The 17,442-nt window shown below is 45.1% G+C and carries 12 protein-coding genes and 1 pseudogene; 8 read left to right on the forward strand and 5 right to left on the reverse strand.

Features of this window, described 5'->3' with window-relative positions; all coding sequences use genetic code 11:
• Positions 1-156: 156 nt before the first annotated feature.
• Complete coding sequence (focA, locus tag L5M37_RS11175) at positions 157-1,152, reverse strand: formate transporter FocA (protein ID WP_263163338.1); 996 nt, start codon at positions 1,150-1,152, stop codon at positions 157-159.
• A gap of 1,213 nt (positions 1,153-2,365) precedes the next feature.
• Here focA and pflB point away from each other — a divergent pair.
• A complete protein-coding gene (pflB, locus tag L5M37_RS11180; protein ID WP_263200507.1) occupies positions 2,366-4,648 on the forward strand; it encodes a formate C-acetyltransferase in 2,283 nt (760 codons plus the stop codon).
• A 63-nt stretch (positions 4,649-4,711) separates the two neighbouring features.
• Complete coding sequence (gene pflA, locus L5M37_RS11185; RefSeq protein WP_105252135.1) at positions 4,712-5,452, forward strand: pyruvate formate lyase 1-activating protein; 741 nt, start codon at positions 4,712-4,714, stop codon at positions 5,450-5,452.
• Between the two features lie 44 nt (positions 5,453-5,496).
• Here pflA and yfbV read toward each other — a convergent pair whose 3' ends face one another.
• Positions 5,497-5,940: a terminus macrodomain insulation protein YfbV gene (gene yfbV / locus L5M37_RS11190; RefSeq protein ID WP_081729091.1), complete on the reverse strand. Its 444-nt coding sequence runs from the start codon at positions 5,938-5,940 to the stop codon at positions 5,497-5,499.
• Positions 5,941-6,081: 141 nt separating this feature from the next.
• Between yfbV and ackA the strand changes: the two genes are divergently transcribed.
• The 3 genes from ackA to L5M37_RS11205 all read left to right on the forward strand — a co-directional run bounded on the left by ackA (position 6,082) and on the right by L5M37_RS11205 (position 10,459).
• Positions 6,082-7,281: an acetate kinase gene (gene ackA / locus L5M37_RS11195; protein WP_105252134.1), complete on the forward strand. Its 1,200-nt coding sequence runs from the start codon at positions 6,082-6,084 to the stop codon at positions 7,279-7,281.
• Positions 7,282-7,392: 111 nt separating this feature from the next.
• Positions 7,393-9,546 carry a phosphate acetyltransferase gene (gene pta / locus L5M37_RS11200; protein ID WP_263183528.1) on the forward strand — a complete coding sequence of 718 codons (2,154 nt, stop codon included), beginning with the start codon at positions 7,393-7,395 and terminating at the stop codon, positions 9,544-9,546.
• A gap of 478 nt (positions 9,547-10,024) precedes the next feature.
• Complete coding sequence (locus L5M37_RS11205) at positions 10,025-10,459, forward strand: hypothetical protein (RefSeq protein WP_028760977.1); 435 nt, start codon at positions 10,025-10,027, stop codon at positions 10,457-10,459.
• A gap of 800 nt (positions 10,460-11,259) precedes the next feature.
• On the opposite strand, the gene L5M37_RS11210 is transcribed toward L5M37_RS11205, so the two are convergent.
• Positions 11,260-12,177 carry a class I SAM-dependent methyltransferase gene (locus tag L5M37_RS11210; protein ID WP_131523541.1) on the reverse strand — a complete coding sequence of 306 codons (918 nt, stop codon included), beginning with the start codon at positions 12,175-12,177 and terminating at the stop codon, positions 11,260-11,262.
• Positions 12,178-12,183: 6 nt separating this feature from the next.
• The gene (locus L5M37_RS11215; protein WP_219234382.1) at positions 12,184-13,293 is read right to left on the reverse strand and encodes an AI-2E family transporter; all 1,110 of its coding nucleotides are present in this window, start codon (positions 13,291-13,293) and stop codon (positions 12,184-12,186) included.
• Positions 13,294-13,391: 98 nt separating this feature from the next.
• On the opposite strand from L5M37_RS11215, the gene folX reads away from it, so the two are divergent.
• The 3 genes and pseudogenes from folX to gltS all read left to right on the forward strand — a co-directional run bounded on the left by folX (position 13,392) and on the right by gltS (position 16,492).
• Positions 13,392-13,754: a dihydroneopterin triphosphate 2'-epimerase gene (gene folX / locus L5M37_RS11220; protein WP_006082167.1), complete on the forward strand. Its 363-nt coding sequence runs from the start codon at positions 13,392-13,394 to the stop codon at positions 13,752-13,754.
• 87 nt (positions 13,755-13,841) lie between these two features.
• On the forward strand, positions 13,842-14,735 hold the full coding sequence (locus L5M37_RS11225; protein WP_263200510.1) for a TIGR01777 family oxidoreductase: 894 nt from the start codon (positions 13,842-13,844) through the stop codon (positions 14,733-14,735).
• A gap of 533 nt (positions 14,736-15,268) precedes the next feature.
• Positions 15,269-16,492, forward strand: a pseudogene (gene gltS, locus L5M37_RS11230) (sodium/glutamate symporter).
• A gap of 75 nt (positions 16,493-16,567) precedes the next feature.
• On the opposite strand, the gene lepB reads toward gltS, so the two are convergent.
• Positions 16,568-17,230, reverse strand: coding sequence for a signal peptidase I (gene lepB, locus L5M37_RS11235; protein WP_263200511.1), 663 nt, complete (start codon positions 17,228-17,230; stop codon positions 16,568-16,570).
• Positions 17,231-17,442: the final 212 nt, after the last annotated feature.

Raw genomic sequence — 17,442 nt, forward strand, 5'->3', positions numbered from 1 at the left:
CTAATCAAAAAACGGCATCTTCGGATGCCGTTTTTATTTACTTCATTATTTACTTCATTATTTACTTCATTATTTACATATCATAGTAAACCGACATAAAAAAGTGCCCAGCTACCTGCTGGGCACTTTCACTTCAGACTGATAATTAAAGACGTTTTAAGAATGTTTAGTCAGCTTAATCTCACTCTGATGCTGAGTTTTTTCAGTATGTGAATGTGGTGCAGAAAAGTGTTCATGATGAGCTTTGTGTGATTCAGCCAAGGTGACTTTACCCTGCTCTATCCACCAATAACCTAAACCAACAATCACACCGCCACCGACAATATTGCCTAAGGTTACAGGTATTAAATTATTGAATATAAAGTTTGCCACGGTTAAATCGGCAAATTGTGCTTGAGTAACCCCTAAAGACACGAAGAACTCTGGGCTGGCGATTGATTGGATCATCATGCCCATAGGCACCATAAACAGGTTAGCGATACTGTGTTCAAAGCCACTACTGACGAACATAGCCACAGGTAAAATTAACAGTAACGATTTCGTCAGCACATCACGGCTGGCAAAGGTCATCCACACACCTAAACACACCAACATGTTACATAAAATGCCTAAACTAAAAGCTTGGACCCAAGTATGGTGCAGTTTGTGCTGTGCCACTTTAAGTGCATTTAATCCCCAATTACCACCATCGAGCTCATACATACCTGCGGCAGTGATCAAGCAAACCATCAACATGGCTCCGACAAAATTGCCGGCATACACGCGGCACCAACATTTGAGTAATTCAGCGCCAGTGACCTGTTTTTGTGCCCAGGCGACGGTACTGAGCACAGAACTGGTGAACAGTTCTCCACCGCAAACAACCACTAAAATTAAACCTAAACTAAAGGCTATTCCGCCAACGAAACGAACTAAACCCCAAGACGCATCGCCTGCGCCAGTGGTTACGGTTAAATAAAAAACAAAGGCTAAAGCGATAAATGCGCCAGCAAACACGGCTAAGCCAAAGGACTGCCAAGGTGCTTTAACCACTTTGCTTGTCCCGTAAATTTCAGCCTGATTGTAACAACTAAAATGAGCTGAAACCTGTGGCGCTTCATGTGCGCTGTTTGTCACAGTTGGAACTGATGACGATGGATTTGGGCTTTTCATTGCATAACTCCAACTTCAGATAAACAAACTTGAACGCGTAGCATAGGTATCTCCAGCAGCGCCATTGCGCAGATAATACGAATCAAAACCGAGATAATGATTTGCTTAAATGATGATTCACTAAAGTCTCGCTTTGTATCATACAACGCGCTTATGCTGTGAAGCAGATATTGCTAAAGCGTGATGCTATTCACACCCAAAATGTGAAAACTTTGAAGCCAAAAACACAAAAGGTTAATTGGTCTTACCATGGTGACACAATTTTCATCGCGTGAATGTGGCTTAATTAAGATGGTATACGATGCATATTCTGCACGTTTCCATCTCATATTTAGCGAACTAACGCTTAAATTAATGCGCTATAGATTCAAGTTAACCTCAGCAATGACACATTAAATGACCAATAGCTTGACGCGTGTATCTCAGTATTCATTAAATTGAACCCATACTTTAGCATTTACAGTTTAGTCCAACAGCAAGTAACAAGTTGCCTGCATCATAGCCAACTACTGTATTTAGCCACTCTTTAACCCTTCCTGAATGATTTAAGCATTGCATGCTTTATTTGATGGCGTTATGACATGCCGTATCCTAAATCGACACTAAGTTAGCAAAGAAAAATAAATTAATACAAATAGCTAACATCAAACTTATTTTTAATATCATAACCACTGCGCCTACTGTGACAGCTCCCATTATCGAGCCGTGACTCCCACCAATCAAAATCAGCCTATACGAGGATAGATTTATCCTCGCTAAAGGTGGACAGTAAATGGTAACAATATAGGCAGGCTGATTTAAGAGATAATGGGGTTCAGATGTCACACCAAGTTAAAAAGCGTGCCGTATTCCCTATTGTGGTAAAAAAATGCTACCTAGCTAGCAAATTTGGGATTAACAGAGCATAAACCAAGCCGTTTAAGATGCGATAGCGACAGACCTATGTTAATATGCTCATGGACAATTGGTCTTACCAATTATAAAGATTTATCAGTAGCCGATAATCAAAGTAAGCGAATATTTGTCATCTTATCGGGTATCAATAGACAGACTTTTGGAGTGACGAGCGCTTCAAAATCCAGTTCCCATCATAGGGCGTCATCATGAAGGGAGCTTTATTTCAGGAATTAGCTATTGGCTTATACTCAGCATTGCTTAACGCTTAACGCTGATCGCCAATAACCTTTTATCTCAACCAGAAGGTATTAGTACGATGACCGACAAAACTGAACTGTTTGCCAACGCATGGGAAGGCTTTACTCCTGGCGATTGGAAATCTGAAGTCAATGTACGTGACTTTATCCAACAAAACTACGCGCCTTTTGAAGGCGACGAGTCCTTCCTCGCCGGTGCCACCGAAGCGACCACAAAATTGTGGGATAAAGTCATGGAAGGCATCAAACAGGAAAACCGTACCCACGCGCCTGTTGATTTCGACACTAAGATGGTTTCAACCATCACTTCCCACGACGCTGGCTATATCAACAAAGAATTAGAAACTATCGTTGGCTTACAAACAGACGCGCCGCTAAAACGCGCTATGTTGCCTAACGGTGGTATTCGTATGGTGGAAAGCTCATGCGCCGCCTACGATCGTGTACTGGATGAAGATGTTAAATACGTTTATTCAGAACTGCGCAAAACCCATAACCAAGGTGTGTTCGATGTTTACACCCCCGAAATTATGGCCTGTCGTAAATCAGGTATTTTAACGGGCTTACCCGATGCTTATGGCCGTGGCCGTATCATTGGTGACTATCGCCGTGTGGCACTTTACGGTATCGATTACCTGATGAAAGATAAGTTTGCCCAATTTAGCTCACTGCAAGCGCAGTTCGAAGCGGGTGAAGAGTTATCTAACGTTATCCAATTACGTGAAGAAATTGCCGAGCAACACCGTGCATTAGGCCAAATGAAGAAAATGGCTGCCAAGTATGGCTTCGATATTTCTCGTCCAGCGACCAATGCACAAGAAGCGGTCCAATGGACTTACTTCGGCTATTTAGCTGCAGTGAAGAGCCAAAACGGCGCTGCCATGTCATTAGGTCGTACCTCTTCATTCCTCGACATCTATATTGAACGAGATCTGAAAAATGGCACCTTAACTGAGCAACAAGCTCAGGAAATGGTTGACCATTTCGTGATGAAATTGCGTATGGTGCGTTTCCTACGTACCCCTGAATACGACGAATTGTTCTCAGGCGACCCAATTTGGGCGACGGAGTCAATCGGCGGTATGGGCTTAGATGGCCGTACGTTAGTGACGAAATCAAGCTTCCGTTTCTTGAACACCCTTTACACTATGGGTCCAAGTCCAGAGCCAAACATCACGGTATTATGGTCAGATAAACTGCCAATCGGTTTCAAAAAATATTGCGCCAAAGTGTCTATCGACACTAGCTCAATCCAATACGAAAACGATGACTTAATGCGTCCAGATTTCCAATCAGACGACTATGCAATCGCCTGTTGTGTGAGCCCTATGGTTGTGGGTAAACACATGCAGTTCTTCGGTGCTCGCGCTAACTTAGCGAAAACCATGCTGTATGCGATTAACGGCGGCGTAGACGAAAAACTGAAAATCCAAATTGCCCCTAAAGCAGACATGATCACAGACGAAGTGCTCCACTTTGATGATGTGATGAATCGCTTAGACGGTTTAATGGATTGGTTAGCGACTCAATATGTCACTGCACTGAACTCAATCCACTACATGCACGATAAGTACTCTTACGAAGCCGCGCTTATGGCGCTGCACGACAGAGACGTACGTCGCACTATGGCTTGTGGTATTGCGGGTTTATCTATCGCAGCCGACTCACTGTCTGCCATCAAATACGCCACAGTAAAACCAGTGCGTGATGAAAACGGCATAGCCGTTGATTTCGATATCAGCGGTGACTATCCAAAATTTGGTAACAACGACCCACGTGTAGATGATATCGCCTGTGACTTAGTTGAACGTTTTATGGCGAAAATTCGTGACCGTAAAATGTATCGCAATGCGATCCCAACGCAGTCAATTCTGACCATCACCTCAAACGTGGTTTATGGTAAGAAAACCGGTAACACACCCGATGGTCGTCGTTCAGGTGCGCCATTTGCACCGGGTGCAAACCCTATGCATGGCCGTGATGAAAAAGGTGCAATCGCTTCTTTAACCTCAGTGGCAAAACTCCCATTTGCCCACGCTCAAGACGGTATTTCTTATACCTTCTCAATCGTGCCAAATGCGCTGGGTAAAGATGATGATGCTCGCCGTACCAACTTAGCGGCATTGATGGACGGATACTTCGACCACAATGACAAAAAAGAAGGTGGCCAACACTTGAACGTCAACGTGATGAACCGCGAGATGCTCGAAGATGCCGTTAAGCATCCAGACAAGTATCCACAGCTGACCATCCGTGTTTCTGGCTATGCAGTGCGCTTCAACTCACTGACGCCAGAACAACAACAAGATGTGATCACGCGTACATTCACAAAAGGTCTGTAAGCTAAATTAGTCAAGGCTGTAGTACACTGTGCTACAGCCTCACTTATTTTAACAGGAGTCACAATGGCAGTTATCGGTCGGATCCACTCGGTGGAATCCTTTGGCACAGTAGATGGTCCCGGCATACGGTTTATCACCTTTATGCAGGGCTGTTTAATGCGCTGCCAATATTGCCACAACCGTGACACTTGGGATCTTGATGGCGGAAAAGAAGTTCTGGTCGATGAGTTAATGAGTCAAATCATCAGCTATCGGCCTTTTCTCGATGCCAGCAATGGTGGTGTTACGGCCAGTGGTGGTGAAGCCATTTTACAGGCCGAATTTGTCGCCGAATTATTCACAGCCTGTCAGCAAGAAGGTATTCATACCTGTTTAGATACCAATGGTTTTGTACGTAAGTACACGCCAGTGATTGATGAGTTGCTCGACCATACTGACTTGGTCCTGCTCGACATCAAGCACATGGACGATGAAAAACATATTGAGTTAACTAAAGTCAGCAACCATAGAACATTACAGTTTGCGCAGTATTTAGCAGAGCGTAATCAAGCGACATGGATACGTTATGTCGTAGTGGGCGGATTTACCGACGATGAAGCATCGGCATTACAACTGGCCGAGTTTATCAAGCCCATGAAAAACATTGAAAAGGTAGAGTTACTACCCTATCACGAATTAGGTAAACATAAGTGGGAAGCCATGGGCGAAAGCTATCAACTCGATGGGATATCCCCCCCGAGTCGAGAAACCATGGAAAAGATCAAAGCGGTATTTGTCCAACAAGGGATTAACGCGATTTATTAATCCACAGTAATAGAAAAGCCAAAACGGATAACCGCGGCAACGGCCTAAAGTTCTTCCCAATAACTGGCATCTAAACGCTCAAAGGCTATTTTTAAAATCAGTGCCATATCGAGGTAACAGGCCTTAGCGCCTAAAGTGTGGCAATTGATACCCATGGATGACAACTTCGCACTCAACTGGTTAATCCAGTCGAACAGCGTTAACGGTAATGGATGGCGAGCTCGCCAGCCTAACCACAGCAGCCCCTGTAACGGTAAGCTGATGAAAAATAAACCGAGAGTGACAGCTTGGGGCAGAAATGCCCAACCGTGAATATACAGCTGGCTCATGCTCACAAAAATCGCCAGCACTGGCATCACCAGTATGGCGAGCTGAGTTGCTCGGACGACCCGATACTCAGGAAAATAAAAACCCAGTTGTCTAACCATAGGCCAAGTCTTCATATACTGATGACCATCACCTAAGGTTTTGAGGATCTTAATGCTCAATCTTAGACACCAACTACAATGGAATACTGCTCTTACCATAGCACAATCTGGCGAATCGCCCCAAGACTGATATGGTAAAAACACCGCAGTTCCTCATTATTTTGAATCGTTATATTAAACACAATGGCAAAGGGTTTACACATGTCAAATAAACTGGTTTTAGTTCTCAATTGCGGTAGCTCTTCTCTCAAATTTGCCGTCATTGACGCGCAAACAGGTGACGACCAAATTTCTGGCTTAGCCGAATGTTTTGGTTTAGAAGACTCTCGCATTAAATGGAAAATCAACGGCGAAAAACATGAAGCAGCCTTAGGTGCATTTACGGCTCACCGTGAAGCAGTTGAATACATTGTTAATAAAATTCTTGCGGAACAACCTGAATTAGCAGCAAAAATTCAAGCCGTTGGCCATCGTATCGTTCACGGTGGTGAGAAATTCACTCGCTCAGTGATCATCGATGAGAGCGTGATCAAAGGTATCGAAGACTGTGCTTCATTAGCCCCACTGCACAATCCTGCTCACCTTATCGGCATCCGCGCGGCAATGGCCTCTTTCCCTAAATTGCCACAGGTTGCTGTATTTGATACCGCTTTCCACCAAAGCATGCCAGACAGAGCTTATGTCTACGCCCTGCCTTACAAGTTATACCGTGAACACGGTATCCGCCGTTATGGCATGCATGGCACGAGTCATTTATTTGTTAGCCGTGAAGCGGCAAAAATGCTCAACAAGCCAATTGAAGAAACGAATGTTATCTGTGCTCACTTAGGCAACGGTGCATCAGTCACTGCCATCAAAGGCGGCAAAAGTGTCGACACTTCTATGGGCTTAACCCCATTAGAAGGTTTAGTGATGGGCACACGTTGTGGCGATATTGACCCTTCAATCATCTATCACTTAGTCCATCAACTGGGTTACACCTTAGAAGAAGTGAATAACCTGATGAACAAGCAAAGTGGTCTGCTGGGTATTTCCGAGCTGACCAACGATTGCCGTGGCATTGAGGAAGGTTACGCCGAGGGCCATAAAGGCGCGACCTTAGCCTTAGAAATCTTCTGCTACCGCTTAGCCAAGTACATCGCCTCTTACACTGTGCCACTGGGCCGTTTAGATGCAGTCGTCTTCACCGGTGGTATTGGTGAAAACTCAGATTTAATCCGTGAAAAAGTGCTCAACATGCTGGAAATATTCAATTTCCATGTCGATAGTGAGCGCAACAAAGCGGCGCGTTTCGGTAAGAAAGGTATCATCACCCAAGATAAAGGCACGATTGCCATGGTGATACCAACGAACGAAGAATGGGTTATCGCCGAAGATTCCATTAAACTTATCAACAAATAAAAAGGCCGAAGCCGTTTGCTCACCCAAACGGCTTTATACCTTACGTAGCCGTACTCACAAGCAAATTTGCAGAAACTATTCTGCCAAAAACCATCGAAACTAGAGGTTTTTATGTCTCGTAATATTATGTTAATCCCCATAGGTACCGGAGTCGGCCTGACCTCCTTAAGCCTTGGGATGGTGCGCGCACTGGAGCGCCACGGGGTTAAGGTTCAGTTCTTTAAGCCTATTTCTCAGCTTCGTCCAAACGATAATGGCCCAGAACGCTCAACCACTATTCTGAGCAAATCGCCAACAGTAAATCCCTTAGAGCCCTTCGACATGACCCATGCCGAAGCCTTAATTCGCGCCGACCAAATCGACGTCTTAATGGAGCAAATCATCGCCCGTGCGGCCGATTGCGCTAGCAACACAGAGACCTTAATTGTCGAAGGTTTAGTGCCAACGCGTAATCATCCCTTCGCCGATGATGTGAACTATGCCATCGCTAAAGCCATGGATGCCGACGTAATTTTTATTGCCACACCAGGCAGTGATACGGCTACAGGGCTAATGAATCGCCTCGAAATCGCCTATAACTCTTGGGGCGGAAAAAAGAACAAACGCCTGATTGGTGCTGTGATCAACAAGATTGGTGCCCCCGTTGACGACGAAGGTCGCGCGCGCCCTGACTTATCTGAAGTCTTTGATCACCAAGGTGTTCAACGCTCAGATGCAGCCAGCATGTTCCAACTGCCGGGTAAGAGCCCACTGCGTATTTTAGGCAGCGTGCCCTACAATCTTGATCTTGTCGCTCCTCGTGCGTCGGATTTAGCGAAACATTTAAGTGCACGCATTCTGAATGCTGGTGAAATGCATACCCGCCGCCTGCGTAAAGTAACGTTTTGTGCCCGCAGTATCCCGAACATGGTCACTCATATTAAGACTGACTCCTTGCTTGTAACCTCAGGCGATCGCTCAGATGTGATCGTATCAGCCTGTCTTGCGGCCATGAACGGCGTCAAAATTGGTGCCCTGTTATTAACTGGTAGCTACGAGCCGGAGCCAGAAATTCTTAAGCTGTGTGAACAGGCCTTTGAAACTGGTTTACCTGTATTCTTGATCGACAGTAACACTTGGCAAACCTCGCTCAACATTCAACGTTTCGACCATGAAGTACCCGTCGATGACGCGGTTCGTATCGATCTGGTGCAGGATTATGTGGCCAGCCACATCGATCAAACGTGGATTGAAAGCGTGACTAAAAACTCACCCCGTGAGCATCGCCTGTCACCACCGGCTTTCCGTTACAAACTCACGGAATTGGCGCGTGCCGCCCACAAGACTGTGGTGCTGCCAGAAGGTGATGAGCCGCGTACCATTAAAGCGGCGGCCATTTGTGCCGAACGCGGTATTGCTCGCTGTGTACTTTTAGGCAAAAAAGATGAAATCCTGCGTATCGCCGCACAGCAAGATGTGGTGCTTGGCGAAGGCGTGATCATTATCGATCCAGAAGAGGTGCGCGACCGTTACGTAGAACCTATGTTGGAACTGCGTCGCAGCAAAGGCTTAACTGAAGTCGTTGCCCGTGAACAGTTAGAAGACAACATGGTGCTCGGCACTATGATGTTGGCGCAAAACGAAGTCGACGGTATCGTTTCTGGCGCGGTTAACACCACAGCCAATACCATTCGCCCACCACTGCAATTGATCAAAACGGCACCGGGCTCAAGCTTAGTTTCATCCATCTTCTTTATGCTGATGCCGGATCAAGTGCTTGTTTACGGTGATTGTGCGATTAACCCAGATCCTAATGCTGAGCAGTTAGCTGATATCGCCATCCAATCGGCAGAATCAGCAAAAGCCTTCGGTATCGAGCCAAGAGTGGCAATGATCAGCTACTCAACTGGCAACTCAGGTACAGGTTCAGATGTGGATAAAGTGCGTGAAGCAACCCGTATTGCCAAAGAAAAACGCCCAGATCTGATTATTGATGGTCCATTGCAATACGATGCGGCGGTTATGCCAAACGTTGCACGCTCTAAGGCACCTAATAGCCCTGTCGCTGGTCAAGCTACTGTTTTCGTGTTCCCAGACCTTAATACAGGCAACACGACTTACAAGGCCGTACAGCGAAGCGCCGATCTGATCAGTATTGGTCCTATGCTGCAAGGTATGCGCAAACCTGTGAACGACTTGTCTCGCGGCGCGTTAGTCGATGACATCGTCTACACTATCGCACTAACGGCAATTCAAGCCGCACAGAACGACGCAGCTAAAGGCTAACAGCATTAAATCTGCATAGCGTTACGCACAAAAAAGCACTGGTTATTATCGGTGCTTTTTTTATGCTCAAATTTAGCGTAAACCATACCGTTGATCGCAAGAATCGCTTAATGGATAAGTCGAAATTGCAAAAGATGAAGAAAAAACGAGAAATATCAAATTATGCAGTGTGAATAAGCTCGGCAAATTGCGAAAAATATCCACAAGTAGAAGTGGAACATAATGGAAAGCAGAAAAGCGTCACTTTTTAACCAGCAAATAAAGCAAGACAATATCAGTGACTTACAAAGTATCACTGAAGTCTTCAACATAGTTTTCCACAGTTTCTGTGGATAACCTTTTTATATGACTCCTAACTATATGCCACACACATGAGGTTTGAGTCAATGCTTTTCACAATAGACAGCGAATCACGACAAGACTTGTACATTACAGCTAAAATCGCGATACTCGGAACAAATTCCAATAACTAAAACTTATGCGAACTCTATTTTTTTTCTCCCTCCTGTTCCTCTTCGGTTGTGGCGATCCCTCAACGCAAGAGCAGCGCCAGTTATCACCGGAAGAAGTGAGCTTAGGCTTTTTTCAAGCGATTTATGTTGATCGTAATGTTGAACAAGCCAAGCAATACGTCGACGATCCCATTAAACAAGTGCTCACCCATTACCACATTGCCGCAGCCGTACAGCGTAATATGCTCGGCCTATCTATGACCAATGTTGAAATGGAAATTGATGATATCGATATCGACTTCTTCCGCAAATTTACCAAAGACGTCATTGTTGTGGTCAAAATGAAAGGTCTTAAAGGTGGTCAACCATGGATTGATGACAGGACCATACGCCTACACAAAATTGGGAGCCAATGGATTATCGTCGAACTTCTGCCTGAAAAGCGCAAAGTTAACGGTTAACCCCCTTTCTTGCCTGCTTTCACCGCGCATACCTTGTCATACAATCATTCTGCTTACTTTCAGCCAAAAAAATAGCAACCTTAGGGTTGCTATTTTTTTGTGCTTGTTCTGTTATTTTCGACTCATAAGTACCGTCAGTTTAATCGCTATCGATTAAGCTTGGATCACTTCTTCTTCGCTTTCAGCAGGTAAAGACGTTAGTACATCGTCTTTCACTTGATAATAAGCATTTTCGTATTCATGAACTTCCATAACAACTCCTGCTTGATTGGGTAAGGTCGCAGAGGCTTGCCATTCTATGCTGACATTTTGCCTATGAGGAAAGGGATACATTCCGTGGGCGGGAGTATAACAAAGCAAAAGCCATAATTACAGAAAACTTTCAGTTTTGTATCACCAAGCATGGCATTTAAGGCTGGTTATCATTTAAATAGCTCACAATCAGTGATTCGACATGAAAGACTTTCACTTTCTACGAGGATATTCAGGCCATGCTGACGCCATTTCATCATTCGCTTTATACACAAAAGCGATTAACAGAAATCGCTTACATAAAATGAATCTAGGGAATGCCATTAGATGTTCAGGGCAGGCTTTATGGTGAAATGTCCACCCTAAAACACTTAGACCAACATCAAGTCAGTAAAGTAATTAAAACCTATGGGCGATCGCAGCTATCTGAGCGATTAAGCTACTGAAGAATAAGTGCTGTGTAATAAGCGACAGTGTAGAAAGCTAAACACTCAACCTAAGCCGACAAAAAAGGCCAGTTAATACTGGCCAGTTAAGCTAAATCAGGCCTAGGCTTGAGTCGATAAGCGGTAGCGAAGCACCTTAAGTGACTTCTCTTCCGACACATCCATAAAGGCTAGCGGATTGGCTAAGCGCTCTATGTATTCGAGTGCAGGTGCAGCTTCCGCTACCTGTTGACGCAGGAAAGCGGTATCGAGTTCAGGTGCATTTAGACACAGTAATACTTCGCCATTCTCGGCAAGCAACTCAGGTAAACGCCTAATTAAACGCACATAATCCTTAGTCGCAACAAAACTGCCCTTCTGATTGCTCGGTGGATCGGCAACAACAATGTCGTAGGGACCGAGCTTTTTCAGTTTGCCCCAAGATTTAAAAATATCATGGCCTAAAAAACGGGCTCCCGCGCTAAAGCCATTCAGCAAATGGTTCTGCTTACCTATGCCTAATGCGCCTTTGCTCATGTCCATATTCACAACTTCATCGGCGCCCCCTTGTAATGCCGCGACCGAGAAACCACAGGTATAAGCGAACAAATTAAGCACCTTTTTATAACGGGCGTTTGCTCTAACCCACTCACGACCATTAGCCATATCGAGGAAGAGTCCGTGGTTTTGTCCGCGCATTAGGTGCACCTGAAACCGTGCACCATTTTCGCTAACGATATGCGGCTCAGGCACTTCACCTTGCAATAATTGGGTAAACGTCTCCCCCGCACTACGGTATTGGTAGACTAAATTCAATTGGCTATCTGGCCGAATAGCTTGCCAGCGCGCTGCAATCGCCTGTTGGCAGAGGGTTAAATCCGTATCCTCCAAGGGAGTAAAGCTGGTCAGCAATAGTACGGGTGCAAACCAATCTAAACATAGGTGCTCACAACCCACGTAATGCCCACCGCGGCCGTGGAATAACCGCACCGCATCATCACCTAACTCAATTGTCGCTAGCGCTTGTATAAAACTTTGCATCTTCTACTACTTACTCTCAGTTGCACTTGTATTGGCTTCATCGCCATTGGGAATTGCATTTTCCGTGTTACTGGCCAAGAACTTATCTTCGATATCGTCCGATAATAAAATGGCTAACCAATTACCACTCTTACTCGATTCGAGGGCAATTTTAACCACCATAGTCAATGGCACTGACAGCAACATGCCCACAGAACCTAATAACCAGCCCCAGAAAATTAATGATAAAAACACCACTAAGGTCGATAACCCCAGACCGCGCCCCATAAATTTAGGCTCAATGATATTGCCCATCACCATGTTGGCACCCACGTACAAAAGTGCAGTCCCCCCCGCAGCCGCAGGGCCAAGCTGAATAAAGGCCAACAGCACCGCTGGAATGGCGGCAATGATAGAACCAATATTGGGAATGTAATTAAACAGGAAAGCAATCACCGCCCATAACATGGCGTAATCCACGCCGATGAAGGTCAACCCCACACCGACGATGATCCCAGTAGCCAAACTCACTAAGGTCTTGATCACCATGTACTGATTCACAGATTGTAAAAAGCGGTCAATCTGCTTTAAGCGCATATCGGGATCGTCCAATGCCAGGTGCAATTTCTTTGGCAGCGACTGAGCTTCAAACAGCATAAAGACGATAGTGAGGATGATCAGAAATAAATTCGCCATCACATTGCCGACACCCGATAGCATATTCGTGGTCATAGACAAGGCCATGCCAGGGTCAAAATAGGCTAATACCTGATCCTTCGAAATCTGAATATTTAATGCCTGTAATTTATGGATAATCCACGAAAACTGCTCCACCAGCTGATCGCGATATTGGGGCAATTGTTTAGAAAACTCATTGACAGAACTGCCGACGACCGAGGCTAACCATAGGCCCATCAACACAATAAAACCCATCAAGAGGATCACTGCCAGCCATTTAGGCACACGGAACTTTGTCATCAAACCGATTGCAGGATTACAAATCACCGCAAGAAAACTGGACAGCACAAACGGCACCACAATCGGGCTCGCCGCCTTAATCCCTGCCAAAATAATCACTACAAAGGCCATAACCGCAAAGCCACGATAAGCAGCAGAGGGCGCATTAGGTCGAGTCATTTATTAAAAATCCTTCTTGATCTTAGATAAAATTGTTAGGCTAACCCTTGAAACCACTTAACCTCAGCAACTTTAGCTTAAGATAGCCATTTGTCATTATGAAACCAGAAACCGCGATTATACGCATTAAAAACTTAAGACTTCGTACTTTTATTGGCATTAAAGAAGATGAAATCCAAAATCGCCAAGACGTGATCATTAATGTCGTGATCCATTATTGTGCCGAACGTGCCCGTAACAGTGACAATGTCGAGGATGCGCTCAATTACCGCACTATCACCAAAAAGATCATTGAACTGATTGAGAATAACCGTTTCTCATTACTCGAAAATCTCACCAGCCAAACGCTGGCCATCGCCAGTGAGCATCCTTGGGTTGAATTTGCCAGTGTCGAAATCGACAAACCCCATGCACTACGCTTTGCCGATTCAGTCTCGATGGAGTTATGTTATCAAAAATAATCTGGCTAAAAATACTCCGACTAAGTGATCGTTGCACACCGCATTTTGGTATATATCCGCAGAGCTTAACCAATTAAGAGAGGTTCCATGAATATACTGATCACCGGCGCAAGCGGCTTTATTGGTCGCCAATTAGTCGAACGACTGGCGCCATATCATCAACTGACGTTATTAACTCGCTCAGTGCAACAAACACAAAAAGTGCTCGGCAATCAGCACCATTACCTCGAGAGTCTCGATGAGCTAAGCGACTTAAATCACATTGATGCCATCGTAAATCTTGCGGGTGAACCCATAGTCGCTAAACGTTGGAGTAAAAATCAGAAGCAACGCATTTGTGATAGTCGCTGGGATATTACGGCAAGATTAACTCAGCTAATACAACAGAGTAGCACTCCTCCTCAGATCATGGTGAGTGGTTCGGCAGTCGGTTATTACGGGCGGCACGATGATAAATTACTCGATGAGTCTAGTGGTGCCCATGTTGAGTTTAGCCATGATATCTGTCGAAAATGGGAGCAAGAGGCGCTAAATGCAACCTCAGAGCACACACGCGTCTGCATTATCCGTATTGGTATCGTGCTAGGTAAAGGTGGTGCCTTAGAGAAAATGTTACCGCCATTTAAACTCGGACTCGGTGGCCCAATTGGCCATGGACGCCAAGGTATGAGCTGGATCCATGTGCAGGATCTCATTTCCCTTATTGATTTTTTACTCACTCAACAACACTGTAAAGGCATATTTAATGCCACTGCACCCAATCCAGTGAGTAACGCTGTGTTTACCAAAGCGCTCGGAAAAGCACTTAATCGCCCAGCGTTAATCACTACCCCACCGCTTGCATTACGCTTAGCGATGGGCGAAATGTCGGAGCTGCTGACGGAAGGGCAATTTGTTTACCCCAAACGTGCCCTCGAAGCGGGTTTTCAGTTTCAATTCAGTGATCTCGATAATGCCTTAACAAACGTGTTAGCCAAATAGGCTAGCACGCTAGAGCCTAAACTCAGCTTAAATATGCTGATAAAATCAGTGGCTAATGCAGGTGGCATCTTAGTACTCAAATCCGCTCAACAACCAGGTATATTGTAACGTCAATCTTGCCATTATTTTAGCAACACTAGAAAAACAAGAATGTAACATCATGATTTATATTATGATTTAGCGACAATCCGTCCATTTTCTGCTAAACTCGCCTCCATTCGGTCATAGGAGGCACGCATTAACCGCCTCAGCCTTGACCACAGATAGACTCAGCAACACCTCATAAATAGACAGTTATTTATGCTCAGGAACAGGCTATTTAATCAGCTGTTCTTGGTCTGTAGACCATAAAACGATACACACTCGCGCCTACTCATCCTTTAAATTTTTTATCGGATTGACACTGATCTGTCCTCGACATCAAGCGCTTAACATCCAGCATTAGCAGGTACTTAATAACAAGATGGGTTACTTCTCATTGGACATTGTGCCCAATGAAACGCCCGCACTTAGACAGTTTGTAAGGAATTTTCATGCACATGACCTATATGATTGGCGAGCTAGAATCATTTTTAATTGCCATTTTCGTGCTGTTTATCGGCCACTCTATCAATCGCCATGTACGTGTCTTCAGGCAATATAATATCCCCGAACCCATAGTGGGTGGCCTTGTTGTCGCCGCGGGAGTCACATTTCTTCACTTTCAAAATATCAGTCTCGACTTCAGCCTATCACTGCAAAATACCTTAATGCTGATGTTTTTTAGCACCATTGGCCTCTCGGCAAACTACAAGCTATTGCTCAGCGGTGGTAAAAAAGTCTTCATCTTTTTAGGTGTGGCCTCAATGTATATTGTGATTCAAAATGCCGTCGGCGTCAGTTTAGCCAGCCTATTGGGGCTCGATCCCATCATGGGACTTATCGCAGGATCAATTACCCTGTCGGGCGGCCATGGTACCGGCGTCGCTTGGTCACAAACCTTTGCTGAGCGCTACGGTATCAACACCTTAGAGTTTGCTATGGCCGCGGCAACCTTTGGTTTGATCATGGGTGGGATCATCGGTGGCCCCGTCGCACAGCGATTAATCGGTAAACATAATCTCGTTTCTCGCTATGGGGTTGGCCGCAAGCATCACAGTGAACATCCGCATTTAGTCACTTATGATCACTAAGAAGAAGACCAAGTCACCGCCAAAACCATATTAGAAACTCTGTTTGTGCTGTTGTTGTGTGTTGCAGGATCAAAATGGCTCACGCTGTGGATCAGCCAATCGGGTATTGCATGGCTAAAGATGCCCGACTTTGTATATGCTCTTTTTCTTGGCGTGCTCATCGCTAATCTCACAGAACTCACCCGCGGTTACAAACCCCATACCGAAAGCATCGATGTGATAGGGACTGTCGCACTGTCACTCTTCCTCTCAATGGCCTTAATGACTTTAAAGTTATGGGAAATTTTTGATTTAGCGATCCCGCTACTGGTGATTTTACTGGTACAAACCGCAGTGTTGGCCATTTTTGCCTATTTCGTGACGTTCAAAGTCATGGGCAGTAATTACGATGCTGCGGTGATCACCGGTGGCCACTGCGGCTTTGGTATGGGCGCTACGCCAACGGCGGTAATGAACATGGGCGCGCTCGTCTCGCGCACAGGGCCATCACCCCAAGCCTTTATGGTAGTACCTATTGTCGGTGCCTTCTTTATCGACATAGTTAACTTAATTGTCTTACAGGGCTATCTGAGCTTTATGAAGTAGTTGTTTATAACTCAATCACTTAAAAAATAGGGCGCCGACTTTGGCGCCCTATTTCATGGTTCAAAATAGTTAAGACTAGAATTCACGCATTAAGCGTTCAGGCCGAGGCAGGTAATAATCATCATAATCAAGGGAGAAAACGACTGAACTTGAACGGCCAACAATCTCATCACGGGGCACGAAGCCAATAACCCGAGAGTCTGCGCTGTTATCACGATTATCACCCAGGGCTAAATAATGCGCATCCGGCACTGTGACAGGTCCAAAATTGGCAAGCCTTGAGGGTACAGGGTTAAGGTGAATACTGTGGACCATACCGAGTAAATTTTCCTGCATTTCTGTCACATCAGCGGGAGCATAAGCACTCAATGCTTGGGATGTGTAGCTAAGCAGTTCGCCGTTTAAATACAAGCGATTATCCTGCATCATCACAGTATCGCCTGGCACAGCTATTACCCGCTTAATCAGTTTTTTATCGGCCTTTTTCGAGTCAAATACCACGATATCGCCGCGAACAGGATCTGCCAGTTTAACTAATGCGATATGCGTAAATGGCACCCTAAGATCATAAGCCATCTTATTAACAAGAATGCGATCACCCTCGACGATAGTCGGCAGCATAGAACCCGATGGCACAGTATTCCAATCGGCCACTGCGCTCCTGAACACTAGCATTAAACTGATAAACAGAAAAAAGGAGCGATTATCCTTAAGCAGTTTTGTTATTCCTTTGAACATAATATTCCCTCTATGGCATATATAAGCTAGTCGCTGTTCTCAGTTAGATAGACCCATTGCGTTGCACTAAGTTCTGTTGCTACCTGCTTAAGCACAGATCAATTTGTAAGCCGATGTAAAAAGCATATTCAATTCAAGTGCAGCAGAATCAACCCCATAACAAAAAAGCACTGAGCTTATGTCGCATCAGTGCTTTTAATGTTGGCTCAGCT

This window comes from Shewanella sp. SM69 (genome assembly GCF_025653985.1).
In the GTDB taxonomy this organism is placed as follows: domain Bacteria; phylum Pseudomonadota; class Gammaproteobacteria; order Enterobacterales; family Shewanellaceae; genus Shewanella; species Shewanella oncorhynchi.

Excerpts from the sequence above, each read along its gene's own strand:
- focA (WP_263163338.1), bottom strand. The coding sequence starts at position 1,152 with ATGAAAAGCCCAAATCCATCGTCATCAGTTCCAACTGTGACAAACAGC.
- pflB (WP_263200507.1), top strand. The coding sequence starts at position 2,366 with ATGACCGACAAAACTGAACTGTTTGCCAACGCATGGGAAGGCTTTACT.
- pflA (WP_105252135.1), top strand. The coding sequence starts at position 4,712 with ATGGCAGTTATCGGTCGGATCCACTCGGTGGAATCCTTTGGCACAGTA.
- ackA (WP_105252134.1), top strand. The coding sequence starts at position 6,082 with ATGTCAAATAAACTGGTTTTAGTTCTCAATTGCGGTAGCTCTTCTCTC.
- pta (WP_263183528.1), top strand. The coding sequence starts at position 7,393 with ATGTCTCGTAATATTATGTTAATCCCCATAGGTACCGGAGTCGGCCTG.
- L5M37_RS11205 (WP_028760977.1), top strand. The coding sequence starts at position 10,025 with ATGCGAACTCTATTTTTTTTCTCCCTCCTGTTCCTCTTCGGTTGTGGC.
- L5M37_RS11210 (WP_131523541.1), bottom strand. The coding sequence starts at position 12,177 with ATGCAAAGTTTTATACAAGCGCTAGCGACAATTGAGTTAGGTGATGAT.
- L5M37_RS11215 (WP_219234382.1), bottom strand. The coding sequence starts at position 13,293 with ATGACTCGACCTAATGCGCCCTCTGCTGCTTATCGTGGCTTTGCGGTT.
- folX (WP_006082167.1), top strand. The coding sequence starts at position 13,392 with ATGAAACCAGAAACCGCGATTATACGCATTAAAAACTTAAGACTTCGT.
- L5M37_RS11225 (WP_263200510.1), top strand. The coding sequence starts at position 13,842 with ATGAATATACTGATCACCGGCGCAAGCGGCTTTATTGGTCGCCAATTA.
- lepB (WP_263200511.1), bottom strand. The coding sequence starts at position 17,230 with ATGTTCAAAGGAATAACAAAACTGCTTAAGGATAATCGCTCCTTTTTT.